Annotated in this window: 12 protein-coding genes; 8 read left to right on the top strand and 4 right to left on the bottom strand. The window is 66.6% G+C overall.

All coding sequences use genetic code 11. The features are described from left to right. Positions 1 to 14: 14 nt before the first annotated feature. The 3 genes from kdpA to SM191_RS06485 form a co-directional block, all read right to left on the bottom strand. Positions 15 to 1,718, bottom strand: coding sequence for a potassium-transporting ATPase subunit KdpA (gene kdpA, locus SM191_RS06495; RefSeq protein ID WP_341505458.1), 1,704 nt, complete (start codon positions 1,716 to 1,718; stop codon positions 15 to 17). Positions 1,719 to 1,730: 12 nt separating this feature from the next. Continuing rightward, positions 1,731 to 1,820 carry a K(+)-transporting ATPase subunit F gene (gene kdpF, locus SM191_RS06490; protein WP_037531783.1) on the bottom strand — a complete coding sequence of 30 codons (90 nt, stop codon included), beginning with the start codon at positions 1,818 to 1,820 and terminating at the stop codon, positions 1,731 to 1,733. 109 nt (positions 1,821 to 1,929) lie between these two features. Beyond that, entirely contained in the window at positions 1,930 to 2,784 is an 855-nt protein-coding gene (locus tag SM191_RS06485; protein ID WP_341505457.1) for a TorF family putative porin, read from the bottom strand. Positions 2,785 to 3,089: 305 nt separating this feature from the next. Here SM191_RS06485 and SM191_RS06480 point away from each other — a divergent pair, with 305 nt between their 5' ends. The 3 genes from SM191_RS06480 (at position 3,090) to SM191_RS06470 (ending at position 8,264) form a co-directional block, all read left to right on the top strand. After that, positions 3,090 to 5,150 carry a phosphocholine-specific phospholipase C gene (locus tag SM191_RS06480; RefSeq protein ID WP_341505456.1) on the top strand — a complete coding sequence of 687 codons (2,061 nt, stop codon included), beginning with the start codon at positions 3,090 to 3,092 and terminating at the stop codon, positions 5,148 to 5,150. A gap of 80 nt (positions 5,151 to 5,230) precedes the next feature. After that, on the top strand, positions 5,231 to 7,582 hold the full coding sequence (locus SM191_RS06475; protein ID WP_341505455.1) for a glycoside hydrolase family 31 protein: 2,352 nt from the start codon (positions 5,231 to 5,233) through the stop codon (positions 7,580 to 7,582). A gap of 97 nt (positions 7,583 to 7,679) precedes the next feature. After that, positions 7,680 to 8,264 carry a hypothetical protein gene (locus tag SM191_RS06470; protein WP_341505454.1) on the top strand — a complete coding sequence of 195 codons (585 nt, stop codon included), beginning with the start codon at positions 7,680 to 7,682 and terminating at the stop codon, positions 8,262 to 8,264. Positions 8,265 to 8,522: 258 nt separating this feature from the next. Here the strand turns inward: SM191_RS06470 and SM191_RS06465 are convergent, their stop codons facing one another. Beyond that, positions 8,523 to 11,924, bottom strand: coding sequence for a TonB-dependent receptor (locus SM191_RS06465; RefSeq protein WP_341505453.1), 3,402 nt, complete (start codon positions 11,922 to 11,924; stop codon positions 8,523 to 8,525). Positions 11,925 to 12,235: 311 nt separating this feature from the next. Between SM191_RS06465 and SM191_RS06460 the strand changes: the two genes are divergently transcribed. The 5 genes from SM191_RS06460 to SM191_RS06440 are packed head-to-tail and all read left to right on the top strand — an operon-like array spanning position 12,236 to position 20,106. Continuing rightward, positions 12,236 to 13,747 (top strand): tryptophan halogenase family protein, encoded by a 1,512-nt coding sequence (locus SM191_RS06460; RefSeq protein WP_341505452.1) that lies wholly within the window; start codon positions 12,236 to 12,238, stop codon positions 13,745 to 13,747. Then, on the top strand, positions 13,744 to 15,219 hold the full coding sequence (locus tag SM191_RS06455) for a tryptophan 7-halogenase (protein WP_341505451.1): 1,476 nt from the start codon (positions 13,744 to 13,746) through the stop codon (positions 15,217 to 15,219). The genes SM191_RS06460 and SM191_RS06455 overlap by 4 nt, the downstream gene beginning before the upstream one ends. Then, a complete protein-coding gene (locus SM191_RS06450; RefSeq protein ID WP_341505450.1) occupies positions 15,216 to 16,829 on the top strand; it encodes a tryptophan halogenase family protein in 1,614 nt (537 codons plus the stop codon). The genes SM191_RS06455 and SM191_RS06450 overlap by 4 nt, the downstream gene beginning before the upstream one ends. Further along, a complete protein-coding gene (locus SM191_RS06445) occupies positions 16,826 to 18,625 on the top strand; it encodes a glycoside hydrolase family 9 protein (RefSeq protein ID WP_341505449.1) in 1,800 nt (599 codons plus the stop codon). Before SM191_RS06450 ends, SM191_RS06445 begins: the two co-directional genes overlap by 4 nt. A gap of 35 nt (positions 18,626 to 18,660) precedes the next feature. After that, on the top strand, positions 18,661 to 20,106 hold the full coding sequence (locus SM191_RS06440; protein WP_341505448.1) for a GH1 family beta-glucosidase: 1,446 nt from the start codon (positions 18,661 to 18,663) through the stop codon (positions 20,104 to 20,106). Positions 20,107 to 20,155 lie beyond the last annotated feature (49 nt).

The raw sequence follows: 20,155 nt of genomic DNA, 5'->3' as shown, positions 1-20,155 counted from the left end.
ACAGGCGCTCCCGATCAGAAGAGTTGACCGCGGATCATCGCGAGATGATCGGCGATGGGACCAAGGGCGAGGCTCGGCAGGAAGGTCAGGCCGCCCAGCACCAGCACGATGCCGACGAGCAGACCGACCCACAGCACGCCCGTGGTCGGGAAGGAACCGGCCGAGGCCGGGACATGCTTCTTCGCCGCGAGGCTGCCTGCAATGGCGAGCATCGGCACGATGATGAAGAAGCGGCCCACCCACATGGCCACGCCCAGCAGCCCGTCATACCAGGAGGTCGAGGCGGTCAGGCCCGCAAAGGCCGATCCGTTGTTCGCGACCGCGCTGGTGAAGGCATAGAGAATCTCGCCAAAGCCATGCGGCCCCTTGTTGAGCGGCCCCGCCAGCCCCTGCCCCGTGACGCAGGACAAGGCGGTCATCCCCAGAATGAACAGCGGCAGGACGGCGATGGCGAGGACGGCCAGCTTGACCTCGCGGGCTTCAATCTTCTTGCCGACATATTCGGGCGTACGACCGACCATGAGGCCAGCGACGAACACCGCCAGGATGGCGAACAGCAGGAAGCCATAGATGCCCGCACCCACGCCGCCGATCACGACCTCGCCCAGTTGCATGTTGAACAGCGGGATCAGGCCGCCCAGCGCGGTGAAGCTGTCATGCATCGCATTGACCGCGCCGCACGACGCCGCCGTGGTGACGGCCGCGAACAGGGCCGAGGCGGCGATGCCGAAGCGCACTTCCTTGCCCTCCATATTGCCGCCCGCCACGCCCAGCTGGTGCAGCACGGGGTTGCCCGCCGCCTCCGCCCAGTAACAGACGGCCACGCCGCCCAGGAACAGCAGGATCATCGCGGACAGGATCGCCCAGCCCTGACGCGTGTTGCCGACCGCCTTGCCGAAGCACCAGGTCAGGCCGAAGCCGATCATGAAGATCGACAGCATCTGGACGAAGTTGGTCAGCGCGGTCGGGTTCTCGAACGGGTGCGCGCTGTTGGCGTTGAAGAAACCCCCGCCATTGGTGCCGAGCATCTTGATCGCTTCCTGGCTGGCCACTGGACCCAGCAGGATCGACTGGCGCACGCCCTCCAGCGTGTCGACGCTGACGACACCGGCCATGGTCTGCGGCACGCCGCTGGCGATCAGGAAAACGGTGTAGACGACGCAGAGCGGCAGCAGCAGATACAGGGTGATGCGCGTCACATCGGCCCAGAAATTGCCGAGATTCTTCGTCTCGCGCCCCGCAAAACCCCGGAACAGCGCGAAGGCCAGCGCGATGCCGGTCGCCGCCGACAGGAAGTTGTGGATGGTCAGGCCGAGCATCTGCGACAGGTTCGACATGGTCGACTCGCCGCCATAGCTTTGCCAGTTGGTGTTGGTGGTGAAGCTGATCGCGGTGTTGAACGCCAGATGCGGGGTCAGCCCGGCCAGCCCCTGCGGATTGCCCGGCAGGTAATATTGCAGGCGCAGCACCGCATAGGTGAAGACCATCAACGCGACGTTGAAGATCAGCATGTGCAGCGCATAGCGGCGCCAACCCTGCTGCGCTTGCGGATCGATGCCCGACAGCGTGTAGAAGCCGCGCTCGACCGGGCCAAGCACGACATGAAGGGGTGTGCGCCGCCCCTCGTACAGCGCGAACAGCCACGCGCCGACCGGCTTGGTCAGCGCGAGCAGGATCGCGACGAAGCCCAGGATCAGGGCCCATCCTTGAAGCGTCATGATGCCGCCCCCTTAGAAGCGTTCGGGGCGGATCAGCACCGCCACCAGATAGACGAGAAGGCCAAGCGCGGTCAGCGCCGCCAGCCAGAGGTCGAGGGTCATGGTCTCAGCCCCCTCACGCGTGGTCGCAGAGCCGGGCATAGGCGAGCGTCGCCGCCACCAGCCCGGCCATGACCAACAGCCAGATCAGATCGTCCATGTACGATGCTCCTCAGAAACCGGCGGTAAGGGAGACGAGCAGCGTGCTGCCCGCGATATTGCCGGTGCCGTCCTGCCCCTTGCTGAAGCTCGGCCGCAGATAGGCGGCCTTGCGGTCGGAAATGCTGGTGTCGACCCAAGCGACGCCCAGCGTCAGATTGTGCCACGTCGTGTCCGCACCCAGCGACCAGTCCCAATAGTCGCCGGTCGGCGTCGGGGCGGTGGCGTTGGGGCCGAGGCCGTCCATGCCCCAGCTATGGCCGATATGCGCCTTGGCGGTGAACGGCGTGCCGTGGATCGCCGCCGCGCCGTCGCCCCAGAGGTAGAGGTTGTCGCTCTTTGCGCCGGGATGGTCATAGACACCGGCGGCGGCGCTGGCGCCGTTATCGTACCACTTGCCGATCGCCTGCTGCTTCGGCGCATAGGCCGCGCCTGCGGTCAGCGAGACCGGGCCGGTGGTACCCGACAGCTTCACATAGGGTTCGGCATAGTCGGTCTTGTTGGCGCCGCCCGGATACATGTACCAGGTCAACCCGACGTCCAGCGTGCCGGTCGGGCTGATTTTCGTCTTGTACCCGCCGATCAGGTCCAGCTCCATGTTCGCGCCGCCGAAGGTCCCCCACCCGGCGAGGTTCGATCCCCAGACGCCGACATAGGCACCGCTCTCGTGCGCCACGGTCAGGCCCGCCTGCACCGCCATATGCTCGTCCGACTGCGAGATGCCGCGCAGGCGATAGTCCGATGCGATGGCGGCTGACCCACTGACCGTCATGGGCGGCGGCGGCGCGGTTTCGGCGGCGCTCTGGGCCTGGACGGCGGCGGGAAACACGAACAGCGCCGTGGCGGCGCCCAACATCATGGTCTTCATATATGCCCCTATGGACAGGCCGCCACGATGGAATGGGCGACCTCCAGGGCCGAGCAATTAGGCCCGAGGGGCGTAGCAATTCGAGAGCGATCCCCCGGTTTCGCATATAGACGACGTATAGCGACGCACACATTCCTCCCCTGCAAGGGGAGGGGGACCAGCGAAGCTGGTGGAGGGGGACTTCCTCACAGGACGTCGCTTGCGGCACGCCCCCTCCACCACCGCTTCGCGGCGGTCCTCCTCCCCGTGCCGGGGAGGATTTAAGGCGTCACCAAAACGTCAACCAGATCGGCCATGGCGCACCGATGGTCACTTTCTCCCGCCGCTCGTTATTGTCCGCTGGTGCCGCGCTTGCCGGTTCCGCCGCCCTGCCCCCCGCCATCGCCCGCGCCGCGGCGATTGCGCCCGACCGGCGGACTGGCACGATCCGCGACATCGCGCATGTCGTCATCCTGATGCAGGAAAATCGCGGCTTCGATCATTATTTCGGCACGTTGCGCGGCGTGCGCGGCTTCGGCGACCGCTTCCCGATTCCGGTCGCGTCTTCCGACGGAGCGCCCCGCACCGTCTGGCAACAACTCGACCGCACCGCGCCCGGCGGGCCGCGCATCGTCTCCCCCTTCCGCCTGGACACCCGTGCCCATTTCGACCTGATGCGGATGGAGGGCACGCCGCACACCTGGCCCGATGCGCAAGCCGCCTGGGACGAAGGCCGCATGGCGCACTGGCCCGAGGCCAAGAAGCAGCGCGCGATGGGCCATTATGCTCGCGCCGACCTGCCCTTCCAGTTCGCGCTGGCGGAGGCGTTCACGATCTGCGACGCCTATCACTGCGCGATCCAGACGGGGACCAACACCAACCGGCTGTTCCTGTGGACCGGCACCAACGATCCTTCCGGCCGGGCGGGCGGCCCGGCCATCGGCAACTCGCATGACAGCTTCGCCGAGGATGGTGGCGCGGTCGATCCCTATCGCTGGACCACCACGCCCGAGCGGATGCAGGCGGCGGGGATCGACTGGCGCCTCTATCAGGACATGGCGGACAATTTCACCGACAACCCGCTGGTCGGCTTCGCGGCCTATCGCAAGGCGCATCATGGGCGCGGCGACCCGGCGCTGAAGGACCGGGCGCTGACCACGCGCGGGCTGGACATGCTGAAGGCCGATGTGCTGGCCGGGCGGTTGCCGCAGGTTTCCTATGTCATCGCCACCGCCGCCGGATCGGAACACCCCAATCCCTCCAGCCCGGCCCAAGGCGCGGCCTATACCGCCGAGCTGCTCGACGCACTGACCGCCGATCCGAAGGTCTGGGCGCGTACCGCGCTGTTCGTGATGTTCGACGAGAATGACGGCTTTTTCGACCACATGCCCCCGCCCGCCCCGCCCTCGCGGGGTGCGGACGGCAAGCCGCTGGGCGGATCGACGATCGAGCTGGCGGGCGAATATCATGATGTGCCCTCGGTCGGTGACGCGAATCTCGACCAGCCCGATTTTCGCGGCCGCCCTTATGGCCTGGGCCCGCGCGTGCCCATGTATGTCGTCTCGCCCTGGAGCCGGGGCGGCTGGGTCAATTCGCAGGTCTTCGACCATACCAGCGTCATCCGCTTTCTGGAGACACGGTTCGGCTTTCACGAGCCCAATATCTCACCCTGGCGGCGTGCGGTGTGCGGCGACCTGACCAGCGCGTTCGACTTCGCCGCGAAGGACGAGGCCGCACCCGCCTTGCCCGATCCACGCGACGACGCGGCCCGCGCCGCCGCGATCAAGGGACAGGTCAGCCCGCAGGCCCCGACCGCGACCGGCGCGCCCGCGCAGGAACCCGGCATCCGCCGCGCCCGCCCCCTGCCCTACCGGCTGGAGGTCACGCAGATCGCCGAGCCGAACGGCATCCGCCTGCGCTTCCAGGCGGAGGGCGCGGGGGCGGTGTTCCATGTCTATGACCGCCACGCCCTGGACCGGGTGCCGCGCCGCTATAGCCTGGCGGCCGGAACCGTGACCGAGGATGTCTGGCCGTCCGATCCGGCGACCGGCCATGACCTGTGGGTGCTGGGGCCCAACGGCTTTCACCGCCATTTCGCCGCCGGCAGGCCCGCACCACTGATCGCGGCCATGGTCGATGATCGTGGGCTGTCGCTGATCCTGCCGTCCGACATGACCGACCTGTCGGTCGTGCGGCTCGAACCGGGCAAGGCCGCCCCCGCCCCCAAGCCGCTCCAGCCCGGCCGCCATCGCTGGTCGCTGGACGAGGCTCTTGGCTGGTATGACGTCACCCTGACCCGCGCGAGCGATCCGCTCTATCGGCTACGGCTCGCCGGACGGTACGACCGACCGGGTCGGGCGACGGTCAGCGATCCGTTCCGGGCCTGACCGCATTCCCCCTTCCCCACGTGCCAGCGCAGCGATAGGGTAGCGTTCACACAAATCAATTGGCTTATTGGGGGACGGATATGCGGGGCAATGCGCGCGCGATGGCGCTGGGCGGTCGGTGGACTTTGGCCGCATCGGCCCTGCTGGCCAGCACCGCTCCCCTCGCCCTGTCCGCCGATCCGTTGGCGACCGTCGAGCGCAACGGCGCGCTCGTCTCGGTCGAGCCTTACGGCCCCGGCATCGTCCGCGTCACCATCGCCACCGACCGGGCCGAGGCGGAAGCCAAGCCCGGCTATGGCCTGACCGCAAAGAGCGACGCCAGCGGCTGGTCCCACCGCGCCGATACGACCGGCGACATCTTCGCCTCGCCCGGCCTGACCGTGACGGTCGCTGCCCAGCCCTGGCCCAAGCCGCCCAGTCAGATGGAACGCTATTTTGCGCCGTCCCTCCCATCCGTGTCGATCGATTTCGCGGGCGCGGACGGCAAGGCGCTGACCCGGATGACCGGGTGGGAAATGGCACCGCACACCGTGTCGGGCGAAAAGACCTTCCGCGCCGGTGCCAGCTTCGCCGACACGCTCGACACCCATTATTACGGGCTGGGCCAGTTTCAGGACGGTGTGCTCGACCTGCGGGGTCGCACCATCGACTGCCGCCACGATTACGACCGGCCGGGCGGCGAGTCGGTGTGCGTGCCCTTCATGGTGACGGACAAGGGCTATGCGATCCTGTGGGACAATCCGTCCGCGACGACCGTCTCGCCCGGCCTGATGAACGCCACCAAGTTCGCCTCCAATGTCGGCGAGCGCGTGTCCTTCTTCGTGATCTCAGGCAAGACGACGGACGAACTCTATGCCGGTTACGCCCGCCTGACCGGCGCGACACCGCTGCCGCCCAAGGCCGCGTTCGGCCTGATCCAGAGCAAGGCCCGCTACGAGACGCAAGGGCAGCTGACCGAGATCGCCGATGGCTATCGCAAACGCGGCCTGCCGCTCGACGTCATGGTGCTCGACTGGTTCTACTGGACCCGGATGGGGCAGCTCGACATCGACCGCACCGCCTTTCCCGACCCGAGCGGCATGAACGCGCATTTGAAGTCGATGGGCATGCGCAGCATCATCAGCATCTGGCCGCGCTTCGAGCGGGAGAGCCGCTGGTTCGATACGCTGGCGGCCAAGGGCTGGCTGATGAAGGACAAGGACGGCCATCCGGTCGACGGCCTGCCGATCCGCTCCGACCGCGCGGGCGCGCTGATCGACAGCACCAATCCAGAGGCGCGCCAATGGTTCTGGGGCAAGATCCGCGACAATATCTTTAGCCAAGGCTTCGACTATGCGTGGCTGGACGAAACCGAGCCCGATCTGGTGCCGGAGGGGCATTTCTTCTCCATCGGGTCGGGCGATCGCTATCGCAACGTCTATCCGCTGCTCCACACCTCCAGCGTCGCCGAGGGATCGGCCCGCGACCGGCCGGACATGCGCAACATGATCCTGTGTCGCGCCGCCTATCTGGGGACGCAGGCCAATGGCTGCCTGTTCTGGTCTTCGGACGTGCAGTCCAATTGGGAGGCGCTGAGGCGTCAGGTGCCCGCTGGCCTTGGCATGACGGCCAGCGGCATCGCCTATTGGTCGAGCGACACGGGCGGCTGGCAATGGCCGAACGGGCCGGAGGCGCAAGCCCCGGTGCTGGTCGACCCGGCCGGCGCGACCGCAATGGCACCGTCCTACCGCGATTACCCGGAACTCTTCGTCCGCTGGTTCCAGTATAATGCCTTCACGCCGACGCTGCGCATCCATGGTCAGCGTCCGGGCACCGCCTTGTGGGACTATGGCACCGCCGCCGAGCCCATTTTGGCGAGCGCGCTGCGGCTGCGTTATGCGCTGATGCCCTATCTCTATGCACTGGGGCGGCAGACCAGCCAGACCGGCGCACCGTTCATGCGCGCGCTGTTCATGGACTTCCCCAATGATCCGGTCGTGAAGACGCTGGGCGATGAATATATGTTCGGGCCCGCCTTCCTGGTTGCGCCGGTGACCGAACAGGGCCAGACGGCGCGCCGCGTCTACCTGCCGTCTGGCGCGGACTGGTATGACTGGTGGACCGACAAGCGCTACACCGGCGGCCAGTGGATCGAGGCCGCCGCGCCGATCGACCATATCCCGCTGTTCGTGCGGGCGGGCTCGATCGTCCCGATGGGCGTCCAAGTGCCGAGCACCGCGACCGCGCAAAGCCTGGAGAGCATCCGCGTCTATCCGGGCCGTGACGCCACCTTCACCCTGTATGACGATGACGGCACCACCAACGCCTATCGCAAGACCGGCGGGCGTAGCGCCACGCTGCGCTGGGACGACCAGACGCGCCGCCTGACCGCGAGCGGGCGGCTGCCGACCGGGCAGGCCGCCGAGCCGCTCGTCAAGATCGTCGGCCAGTAGGACGGAAGCCCGTCAAATCCCGCTTGGCAGTCATGATGGGAGCGTTACAATCGATTCGACGGACCGGGTAATCCGGCCGAGAGGAGGGAGAGGGATCATGATCGGATCGATGGCGATGCTTGTCGTGGCGGCCGCGGCGAGCCCGCAGGCCGCACCGGCGGCAGCCCCCGGCACGGCGACGCAATCCAGCATCTTCGACAAGGCGATCAACGCGCCCGGCATCGGCTGGACCCTGTACGGTCCCAACCAGAGCGCCAGGCAAGTTCCCGCCGCCGACGTGCCCGGTGGCAATGCGGTTCAGATCAAGGTGGCCAAGGCCGGAGCCAATCCCTGGGACAGCGGCGCGACCTATCCGACGATCAAGCCGATCGCGGCGGGCGATACGTTGATGGTCATGGTCTATCTCCGCGCGCCGAACGCCGCCGAGGGCTCGACGGTGACGATCCCGGTCGGCATGGGCGGATCGGAGCCGCCTTACACCCCCATCGCCAGCGAACAGGTTCAGCTGGGCTCCGCCTGGAAACGCTATTTCGTGACGGGCGTGGCGGCGCAGGGCTATGCGGCGGGCAAGGCTAATATCTCGGTGCAACTCGCCGGCGCCAAGCAGGTGATCGAAGTCGGCCCGGCCTTCCTGCTGGACCTGGGTCCGAATTTCGACCGGTCCAAGCTGCCGCATAATTGATGCTCCGGGCGGCTGGGGCGGCGTCCGGTCGCCCTGGCCAACCGCTCCCCCACACTCCGTTCGCACTGAGCGAAGTCGAAGTGCACGGGAACGCGCCTGCCGAAAGCATAGGGCGTGGCCTTCGACTCCGCCCAGGCTGAACGGAAGTGGAGCTTCAGCCTGACATGAAGAAAGACCGCCCGCCTCCCCTTGGAGAAACGGGCGGTCGCAGGTCAGGCTTGCGGCCGGGACCCGAAGGCCCCGACCGGCTCGCCCGGATCAGAAGGTGCCGCGAAGCGCGAACGAGAAGCGGCGGTCGTTGACGATGTAGGAGCGCGGGGCGGTGGCGGTCGAACCGCTGATATAGGCCTGCTCGGTCTTGATGACCTGATTGGCCAGGTTCACGCCCTGCACGCCGATCTTCAGATACTTGTTGATATTGATGAACGCCGAAGCGTCCAACTGCCCGCCCGCATCCTGATAGATGGAGGTGTAGGGGAAGATCACGTCCGCCGGGGTCAGCAGATACTTGGACCGCCAGTTATACGCCGCACGCAGCGAGACCGGACCCTTTTCGTAGAACAGCGCCGCGTTCACCGTGTGCTTCGACAGACCCTCGAGCGGGATGTTGCCCGGCTTGATGTTCGAGGTGTTGGCGGGCGCGCCGCCGTTCAGGAACGAGTTGGGCAGGCCCGAGCTGTCGATATAGGTGTAGCTGCCACTGGCGCCGAAGCCGCTGAGCAGACCCGGCAGGAAGTCGAAGGTCTGCTGATAGGCGGCCTCGAAGCCCTTGATCTTGCCGGTGCCCTCATAGTTGGCGGGACCACGCACCAGCACCGACTGCGTCACACCGTTGCTGGTGATCGTGCGGTTGGTCAGCGACTGGTAGAAGAAGTCCTTCACCGACTTGTAGAAGACGTCCACCGACAACTGACCCACGCGGGCGAAATACCATTCGACCGTCGCGTCGAACTGCCAAGCGGTCGCGGGCTTGAGGTAGGGATTGCCTGCCGTCGCCGTGATCTGGCCGCTATTGGCGTCGAAACCAAGCTGCAGGAAGTTGCGGATATTTGCAGAATCCGGACGCGTCATGACCTTCGACGCCGCCAGACGCAGCACCACGTCACGGCCGATGCCGAACTTCAAATTCGCACTCGGTAGCCAGTAGTGATATTGCTGGCGTGCCGTGTCCAGGGCAGTGATACCGGTCGAGAATTGCTGAATGGCGTTATAGGCCGCTTCGCCCAGACGACAGATGCCGGTCGGCGTAGTCGACGTGTTGGACAGACAGCGGACGGCATAGGTGCCGTTCGTCTGGGTCTGCTCTTGCGTCGGTGCACCGATCGAACCCGATGAGGTCACGTCGGTCAAGACGTAGCGAACGCCGATATTGCCGCTCATCCGGACGTTGCCGAACAAGTTGCCCGGCGTCGCGAAGTTCACCTGCGCATAGGCGTTCTTGTCCTGCTGCGCCACATTCTGAATTTCAGACGGCAGATAGGGCGTGCCCGCGACGACGCCGCTCCGTTCGGCAAGCGGTGCCCACGTCCCTGCCCCCGAACCATTGGCCGTCTGCCACAACTGGCCGATCGACTTAAAATAGGCAGCCGACTGTTCATAGCCGCCAGTCATATCGCCGGTATAGTAATAGGCGCCCGGCGGCGGGCTGACAGCCCCCCGGAAGAAGTTCGGGAAGCTGTAGAATTCGGTCTGGCCTGGGGCCTGAGCGAAGGAAACCGGGTTGTTGCCCGACCACACTTCGGAGAGCGCGCCCCAATTGTACGTTGTATAGCGGACTTCGGACGCGCGATCGGCATAGCGTGCGCCGAACTTGGCATGGGTTAGGAAGCTACCTTCGTCGAATTTATAGTCGACATCGGCCTTGAACGCATATTCGCGCCCCTTGCTCTCTTCCAGATGGTCCATCGCCGCGCGCCAGAACTGAACGTTGCGATTGGCGAAGTATTGCGCGTCCGTTTGGCCCGCTAGATCGGGGCTAATGACGCCACCGTTCGAGATCAGCGTCGTTGGCTTGTGCGGGATCACCGTCGGCAGATTGCCCGAAATGTCGAGTTCGGAGTCCGCAAAGGTGGAGCCGAAGACGCGCAGGTCTGTGCTCGTCTTCTTGGCGCGAGTATAGTCGCCATCCAGATTGACTGACCAATGATCGTCCAACTGCGTCTTGAGGTTCAGGCCGAAGTCGCTGACGGTATTCTCGTCCCGCGTCATACCACGCGCCAGCGACTGCTGCGTGCCGCCGCTGGGCACGAAACAAGTGGCTGGATTGGCCGTCGGTCCGGGGTTGTTGCAGGCGGCGCGGCGGCCGTTGCCGGGAGCGGTGATATAGCCGGACTGGAATAGTCCGCTATTATCGAACACATAATTCTTTGTTGTGGCCACAGGACATTGGGCACGAACGGTGCCCGCTGCGCTATTATCATTCGGTGGGCCGTTGTCGTTCGGCTGGCAGCCGATCGGATAGGTGTTGTATTCGGCGAGATCCGGCGCGGTTTCGAAGGTCCGCTCGGCCGTATCGTTGATTGTGTGGGTCCGCAGATACTGCGCCGTCAGCACGGTACGTTCGTCAGTGCTTTGCCACTGACCCGCCAGCGCCACGCCATCGCGCTTGCGATCGAACTCTTGCGTGCGGAACTGGCCGCCAATCGGGGCATAACGCAGCGCCGCCGGATCGAGGAAGCCGTCCGCCCCTGAGGTCCCATTCGCACCGCAAGCCGATCCCACACCCGGTAAGGTTGTAGCGTCGGCGGTGCCTGGCAATGGATTACGGCAAGCAGCCGTATCCGTGGAGTTCGCCGCCAAAGCACGCATATTATCACGAGTCTGGAAATTGGTGACCTGGACGCTGTCCGCGCGGCTGCGGACGCGCGAATAGGAGATGTTGCCGAGCAGGCCGAAGCGACCGATGCCGGTATCCCAGGTGTCGCTGAGCAACAGCGAGCCGGTCGGCGACCACTTCTTCTTGAAGTCGCCGTAATTGGCCTCCGCCGTGAAGCCCGCATGGAAACCCTTGTTGTCGAAGGGCTTGCGGGTGTTCAGGTTGACTGTACCGGCCAGACCGCCCTCGATCAGTTCGGCGGTGGCGTTCTTGTACACCTCGACCGAGCCGAGCAGTTCGGCGGGGACGTCGGAGAAGTTGATCGCCTGACCGCCGATACCGGCGGAGAAGGTGTCGCGGCCGTTGAATTCCGAACGCACGAAGGTCAGGCCGCGCACCGCGACGCCCGAACCTTCGACCGAGAAGTGGTCGGGATCGTTGGCGGCGGCGAAGCGGCTGATCGACACGCCGGGCACGCGCTGGAGCGCTTCGGTCACCGAACGGTCGGGCAGCGCGCCGATGTCGGACGCGGTGATCGCGTCGACGACGGTGTCGGAGTTGCGCTTGATCGTCTGCGCATTCGCCAGGCTCTGGCGGATGCCGGTGACGACGACTTCCTTCTCGTTGCCGACATCATCGCCCGCGGGCGGTTGCGAGCCGGGGGCCTCGACGCTGGCGCTGGTGCGCGGGGTGGACGAACCGGCCGTGCCCTGGCCCGCGACCGCACCGGTGGGCGAGGTGGCGCTCTGGTCCGAATTGGTCGTCGTCTGCTGGTCGGCGGTCTGCGCCATGGCGGGCGTGCTGAGCACCGCGATGCACAGGGCACCCGCGGACGCACCGATCATGAGCTGATGGAAACGATTGGCAGTGACAGTGAGAGGCGCAACGCTGCGCATATGGTCATCCCCCCCTTTTTTGCGCGCCCCTTTGGCGTCGCCCGTTAGGTCGAGATCATGCCTATCAACATGATCTTCGGACTCGTGATTGCGCTACCAGCAACATTTCGACAAGATGCTTAACTTATAAACGTCCGATCCGGTCGGAGGTGCGACATTCCTGCAACGCTTCCCTCTTGGTGGATTGCGGCGACAGGCAAGGCGCGGCATGAATTGACGAAACGGCCCGGTCTTTCACGGGTCAGGAGGGGGAGCGAAGGGTGACGCAGGAACGGGTGCGGGTCGTCATCGTGGGCGGCGGCACGGCCGGTTGGATGGCGGGCGCCGCTCTGGCGCGTCTCCTTTCGGGACAGTGCACCGTCCGACTGATCGAGTCGGAGGCGATCGGCGTCGTGGGGGTCGGCGAGGCCACCCTGCCCCATATTCGCGCCTTCAACGAACGGCTTGGCATTCCCGAGGCCGAGTTCATGGCGCGCACCCGGGCGACCTTCAAGCTGGGAATCGAGTTTCGCGACTGGGGCCGGATCGGGGACAGCTATATCCATCCGTTCGGGACGTTCGGGCGGGGCGGCGGCGCGATCGACTTCCATCATTATTGGACGCGGCTGGCACGCGAGGGGCATGAGCTGCCGCCGCTGGACGCGCTATCCTATGCCTGCACCCTCGCACGCGAAGCGCGGTTCGATCATCCGGTTCGCGATGCGGGAACGCTACCGTCGACCTTCGGCTATGCCTATCAATTCGATGCGCTGCTCTTCGCCCCCTATCTGCGCGGGCTGGCCGAGGAAGCGGGCGCGATGCGGACCGAGGGGATGGTCATCGATGTCGAGCGGGACGGCGAAACCGGCCTGGTCCGTGCGGTCGTCCTGGCGGATGGCGAGCGGGTCGAGGGCGACCTGTTCATCGACTGCTCGGGCTTTCGCTCGCTGCTGCTCGGCCAGACGCTGGAAGAGCCGTTCGAGGACTGGTCGAAATGGCTGCCGACCGACCGGGCCGTGGCGATGCCGTGCCGGACCGAGACCGCCGTCACCCCCTATACCAGCGCGATCGCCATGCCCGCCGGATGGCGCTGGCGCATCCCGCTCCAGCATCGGACCGGCAACGGCTATGTCTATGCCAGCGACTTCATCGCCGATGCCGACGCCGCCCGTGCGCTGGAGGCGGCGGTGGAGGGCGAGAAGCTGGCCGAGCCGCGCCTGCTGCGCTTCAAGGCGGGGCGGCGGCGGCGAAGCTGGGTCGGCAATTGCGTCGCGATCGGGCTGGCCAGCGGGTTCCTCGAACCGCTCGAATCGACCAGCATCTATCTGGTGCAGCAGGCGATCACCGCGCTGATCGAGCTGTTCCCGGACAAGCGGGCCGGCGCCTCCGACCGCGACGAGTTCAACCGGATCATCGATCTGGAATATGACCGAATCCGCGACTTCCTGATCCTCCATTATCACGCGACGACGCGCGACGATTCCCCCTTCTGGAATTACGTCCGGACGATGGAGATACCCGACAGCCTCGGCGAAAAGCTGGACCTGTGGCGCAGGCGGGCGCGGGTCGTGAAATATCGCGAGGGCGTCTTCCTGGATGCGAGCTGGATCGCGGTCTATCTGGGCCAGGGCATCGTGCCCGAAGGGTGGGACCCGCGCGCCGATGTCGCGGGCACGCCCGAACTGCTGCGGGCGGTCGGCGATCTGCGGTCCGAAATCGCCAGCGAAGTCGCCACGCGCCCCGATCATCGCGGCTTTCTGGAACGCTATTGCCCGATGGTCGACGCGGCATGACCGGCGCGGGACCCATCCGGGACGTGCTGGTCGTCGGTGGCGGCCTCACCGCGTGGTGCGCCGCCGCCGCGCTGAAGCGTCGGGCGCCGTTTCTCGGCGTGACCCTGCTGGCGACACCGCCTGCGAGGGACGCGCTGGCGGATCGGATCGCCTGTACCCTGCCCTCCCTGCCGGGGTTTCAGGCCGATCTGGGCATCGGCGTGGATGACGGCGTCACGCGGACGGGAGCGGGCTATCGGCTGGGCACGCGTTTCATCGGATGGGCGGAGGGGCTGCCCGATTATGTCCATGCCTATGGCCCCTATGGCCATGCCATCGGTCCGGCGGCGTTCCATCTCCATTGGGTTCGCGCGGCGCATGACGGCGTAGTCCGCCCCTTCGACAGCTATTCCCCCGCCGCCCGGATCGCACGCGAAGGGCGTTTCGTACCGCCCGCGCCGGGGAGCATCTTCGGCGCGCATGATTTCGGCCTGACCCTCGATCTGACCCGCCACATGGCGATGATACGCGCCTTTGCCCTGCATGTCGGGGTGCGGGAGATGGCGGGCACGGTTGCCGAGGTTCGTGTGGACGCGCGGGGGCATATCGCCGCCGTCACGACGGAACAGGATCGGACGCTGAGCGCAGACCTGTTCCTCGATGCCAGCGGTCCGGCGGCGACGCTGCGCAGCGCGATCGATGACGATCGACAGGACTGGAGCGAATGGCTCCCCTGCGACCGCGTCCTGCTCGGCACGCGGGTTTCGGGCGAAGGCGCGCCGGTCCTGACCGACGTGACCGCCCATGCGGCAGGCTGGTGCTGGTCGAGCGGCGAGCAGGTCGGGCTGGCCTATGCGAGCCAGCATCTCTCCGATGCCGACGCCGCCGCGATGCTGTCGCGCGACGGGGCGGTGGTCGATGCGCCCATCGCCATCCGCGCGGGCACGCGCCTCCAGCCCTGGCGGGGCAATTGCATCGCGGTCGGCGACGCCGCCACGCAGGTCGAGCCACTGGAATGGTGCAACCTGCATCTGGCGCTGAGCGCGATCGACCGGCTGATCGCGATGCTGCCCGACCGCGCCATGGCCCCGGTCGAGGCCGCCGACTTCAACCGCCAGACGCTGGCCGAGGCGGACCGGGTCCGCGACTTCCTGGCCGCGCACTACCGCACCGCCCGCCGTCCCGAGCCGATGTGGCAGGCGGTCGCCCGCGCCGAACCGCCCGCCTGCCTCGCCCACACCCTGTCCCAATTCGCCGAGCGCGGTCGCCTGCCCTTTTACGAGGAGGAGACCTTCGCCCGCGATGGCTGGGCCGCGATGCTGCTGGGTCAAGGGTTCCTGCCGCGCCGGGTCGATCCGCTGGTGCATGGCGTTCCTCCGCACGAGGTGCAGGCGGTCATGACCCGCCTGTCCAACGCCATCGCCGCCGCCCTTCCCCAGAGTCCCGCCCATGCCGAATGGCGCGCGGGCCAGATGAGACGCCTCGCCCGATGAACATGCCACCCCCCCATGACCATAGCATTCGCCGCGTCGTCATCGTCGGCGGCGGCACCGCCGGCTGGATGGCCGCCGCCGCCTTCGCCCGGTTGCTGAACAACGGCTATACACAGGTGACCTTGGTCGAATCCGAGGAGATCGGGACGGTCGGCGTCGGCGAGGCGACGATCCCGCCGATCATCACCTTCAACCAGATGCTGGGCCTGGACGAGAACGACTTTCTCGCCGCGACCGGCGGCACGTTCAAGCTCGGGATCGAGTTCGTCGACTGGGGCGACAGGGGCGAGCGCTATTTCCACCCCTTCGGCCGGTTCGGCCAGGATTTGCAGGGGGTGCACTTCCATCAGCTCTGGCTGCGTGAGCGGAGCCGCCGCGCGATCCCCGGCATCGCCGACTGGTCGATGAGCGCGGTCGCCGCGCGGGCGGGACGGTTTGGTCGGGCCAAGGCCGATGCGCGCTCGCCGATCCGCGAGTTGTTCTATGCCTTTCACTTCGACGCCTCGCTCTATGCCCGCTACCTGCGCGGCTATGCGGAGCGTGGCGGCGTCACCCGGATCGAGGGGCGGATCGACGCGGTGAACCTGCGGCCCGAGGACGGCTATGTCGAGGCGGTGACGCTGGCCGATGGACGACGGATCGAGGGCGACCTGTTCATCGACTGCTCGGGCTTTCGGGGGCTGCTGATCGAAGAGGCGCTGGAGACGGGCTATGAAAGCTATGCGCATTGGCTGCCCTGCGATCGGGCGGTCGCGGCGCCGTGCGCCCTGCCCGATCCGCGCGAACCCGATCCCTTCACCCGCGCCACCGCGCGCGACGCAGGGTGGCAATGGCGTATCCCGCTCCAGCATCGGATGGGCAACGGCCTGGTCTATTGCAGCGAATTCCTGGACGATGAGACGGCGCGCGCCCAACTGGTCGACAGCCTGGAGGGCGAGTTGCTGGGCGATCCGCGCCAGTTGCGCTTCACGGCGGGGCGGCGGCGGCAAAGCTGGAACCGCAATGTCGTGGCGCTGGGCCTGTCGAGCGGTTTCCTGGAGCCACTCGAGTCGACCAGCATCCATCTGGTGCAGGCGGCGATCCAGCGGCTGGTCGCCCTGTTCCCCGACATGCGCTTCGATTCCGGCGAGCGCGACGAGTTCAACCGCCAGATGCACGATCTGTACGAGGATGTGCGCGACTTCATCATCCTCCACTATAAGGCGACGCGGCGCGCCGATACGCCGTTCTGGAACCGGGTGCGCACCATGGACGTGCCCGACAGCCTGTCGCGCAAGATGGCGCTGTGGGCGGGCAAGGGGCGGCTGTTCCGCGAAGGCTATGACCTGTTCGCCAATCCGAGCTGGGTCGCGGTCTGCCTGGGCCAGGGACTGGTCCCGCAAAGCTGGGAGCCCGCCGTCGATGCGCTGGACGAAAATCTGGTGGCGCAGGCGCTGGAGCAGATGCGCGGAGGCTATGCCGATGTGGCAGCGCGTCTGCCCAGCCATGGCGACTTTCTGCGGATGACCGCGCCGTCGCCGCTGGCTCCCGGACTGACGGTGAGCGGTGTGGCGGATGGCGGTTTCGATTTCGCCCGAACCACGCCCGGCGCGGGAGGCCCATTGTTATGAAGAGGATCGTTCTTCCCCTGCTCGCGCTTGCCGGGATCGGTGCGAGCGATGCGCCGGGTCCGCATCTCAACCAGATCGGCTTCCGCCCCGACACCGCCAAGCGCGCGATCATCGCGGCCAGCGGTTCGACCCCGCTTCCCTGGCAGTTGCTGGACGAGGCGGGCCGCGTCGTCGCGGAAGGGCGCACCACCTATTTCGGCCCGGATGCGGCCTCGGGGGACAAGGTCCACCGGATCGATTTCGCGAGCTATACCAAAGCCGGCACCTATCGCCTGCGGATCGATGGCCATGTCAGCCACCCCTTTGCAATTGACGCGGGCGTCTATCGCCCGCTCGCCCGCGCATCGCTGAACTTCTTCTACCAGCAGCGCGCCGGGGTTCCGATCGACGCGCGTTTCGCGGGAGGCTCGCAATGGGCGCGCGCCGCGGGGCATGTGAAGGAGGTCGTGACCTGCTTCAAGGGCGCCGACCTTGCCGGCACCAACTGGCCGGGGTGCCCCTATACGCTCGACGTCACCGGCGGCTGGTATGATGCGGGCGACCAGGGCAAATATGTCGTCAATGGCAGTATCGCCCTGTGGATGCTGCAAAATCTCTATGAGGTCGATGCGGGCTCGCCCCCCTTCCCCGATGGCGCCGCCGCGCTGCCCGAGGCGGGGAACGGGATAGACGACCTGCTGGACGAGACGCGGTGGGAGATGCGGTTCCTGCTGGCGATGCAGGTGCCCGACGGGCAGGAACTGGCGCTGCCGGGCGGGCGGCAGGGGCGCGGGCCTTACACGCTGACCGATATCGATGCCGGGGGTATGGCGCATCACAAGATCGCCGACCGCAACTGGACCAAGCTGCCCACCGCCCCCTCCGACGACCGCGAAGAACGGCTGCTCTATCCGCCCAGCACGGCGGCAACGTTGAACCTCGCCGCCACCGCCGCGCAATGCGCGCGCATCTGGCGCGGCGTGGACAAGGGCTTCGCCAAACGCTGCCTGGTCGCGGCGGGCAAGGCCTATCAGGCGGCGCTGCGCAATCCGGACGTCTATGCCGCGCAGGCGTTCAATGGCAGCGGCGGCTATGGCGACAACGATCTGGGCGACGAGCTTTATTGGGCGACCGCCGAACTCTACGCGACCACCGGCATGCCCGAACTGGCCGAGGCGCTACACCGCAACCCGCTTCACACCGCCGCCCTGACGGCGGAGCCGAGCTGGGGCGGGACCGCCGCACTGGGCACGATCAGCCTCGCCACCGCGACCGGCGTACCGCCATCCGAGCGGGCGGCGGCGCGCGCCAAGCTGATCGCGCTGGCCGACCGGTTCCTGGAGGAGGATATCCGGTCGGGCTATCATATTCCCTATGCCTCGACCGCCTATCAATGGGGGTCGAACAGCGGGTTGCTGGGACGGGCCATGATCCTGGCCTTGGCGGCCCGCTTCACCCGCGAGCGGCGCTACCGCGACGCGGAAGTCGACGCGATGGACTATGTGCTGGGCCGCAACCCACTCGACCAAAGCTATGTCAGCGGCTTCGGGTGGAAGCCGATGCGGAACCCGCATCACCGCTTCTGGGCGCATCAGTTCGATGCGAAGACGCCCGGCCCGCCCCCCGGCGTGCTGAGCGGCGGCGCCAACAGCACCAGCTTTCCCGAACCGGCCTCCGCGCCGATGAAGGGACATTGCGTGGGCCAGCGCTGCTGGATCGATGACGCGCGCGCCTATGCCCATAACGAGGTCGCAATCAACTGGAACGCGCCGCTGGTCTGGGTCGCGAGCGATCTGGCGATGCCGCCAAGACCATGACTTTTTCTCGATATTTTCGGAGGGGACCAGAATCCATGGATCGTCGTAATTTCATGAAGTCCGGCATGGCGATGGGCGGTGCCGCGCTCGCCACCGGCGGCGGCACGCTGGCCGCCACCCGCGCGGCCGCCGCGACCGCATCGGACCTGAGCTTTCCCAAGGACTTCCTCTGGGGTTGCGCCACCGCCTCTTATCAGATCGAGGGCGCGGTGAAGGAGGACGGGCGCGGCCTGACCAACTGGGACGTCTTCTCGCACACGCCGGGCAAGATCGCCAACGACGACAATGGCGACGTCGCCTGCGACAGCTACCACCGCTATAACGAAGATATCGCGCTGCTGAAGAATCTCGGCGTGAAGGCCTATCGCATGTCGATCGCCTGGTCGCGCATCTTCCCCGAAGGACGCGGCAAGCCCAACCAGAAGGGCCTCGACTATTATAACCGGGTGATCGACGGGCTGCTGGCGGCGGGCATCCAGCCCAACGTCACCATGTTCCACTGGGACCTGCCGCAGGCGCTGCCCGGCGGCTGGCAGAATCGCGACACGGCCAAGGCGTTCGCCGACTATGCGGGCTTCATGGCGGGCAAGCTGTCCGACCGCGTCCACCGCTTCATGACGGTCAACGAGCTGCGCTGCTTCACCGACCTCGGCCACATGGTCGGCATCCACGCACCGGGCCTGAAGCTGCCCCAAGGCCAGGTCAACCAGGTCCGCCACCATGGCGTGCTCGCCCACGGCCTGGGCGTCCAGGCGATCCGCGCCAATGCCAAGGCGGGCACCGAAGTCGGCATCGCCGACAATGCCAGCATCTTCGTCCCCGTCATCGAGACGTCCGAGCATATCGAGGCGACGAAGAAGGCGATGCGCGAAGAGAATGCCATGTTCCTGACCGCCGTCATGGAGGGCAAATATACCGACGCCTATCTGAAGAGCGCCGGGGCCGACGCGCCCAAGGTACAGGCGGGCGACATGGCGGCGATCGGCTCCCCGCTCGATTTCGTGGCGCTCAACATCTACACCCCGACCTTCGTGAAGGCGAACCCGGAGGATCCGCGCGGCTATACCCCGCTGCCGCACCTCAAGAATTCGCCGCGCATGGCCTCGCCCTGGCTCTATGTCGGTCCCGAGGCCGCCTATTGGGGCGTCCGCGCGATTGCTGAGATGTGGAGCCCCAAGGCGATCTACATCTCGGAGAACGGCACCTCGGCCGATGACGTGCTGAACGACAAGGGGCTGGTCGATGACGGCGACCGGATCATGTACCTGCGCAACTATCTGGGCCAGTTCCGCCGCGCCGCCGCCGAGGGATATCCGCTCAAGGGCTATTTCCTGTGGAGCCTGATGGACAATTTCGAATGGGCGGACGGCTATGGCCTGCGCTTCGGCCTGCACCATGTCGACTATGCCACGCAGAAGCGGACGCCCAAGCTGAGCGCGCAATGGTATAAGGAACTGATCCGCCGCAACGCGCTGGTCTGATCCGGTGCCCTGACGAATGAAAAACCCCGCCGGTCGCAGGACCGGCGGG

The sequence above is a fragment of the Sphingomonas sp. 2378 genome (assembly GCF_038084995.1).
Taxonomy (GTDB): Bacteria; Pseudomonadota; Alphaproteobacteria; order Sphingomonadales; family Sphingomonadaceae; genus Sphingomonas.
Note: the sequence above shows the minus strand (reverse complement) of the source record. Positions and strands in the feature narration are given on the sequence as shown.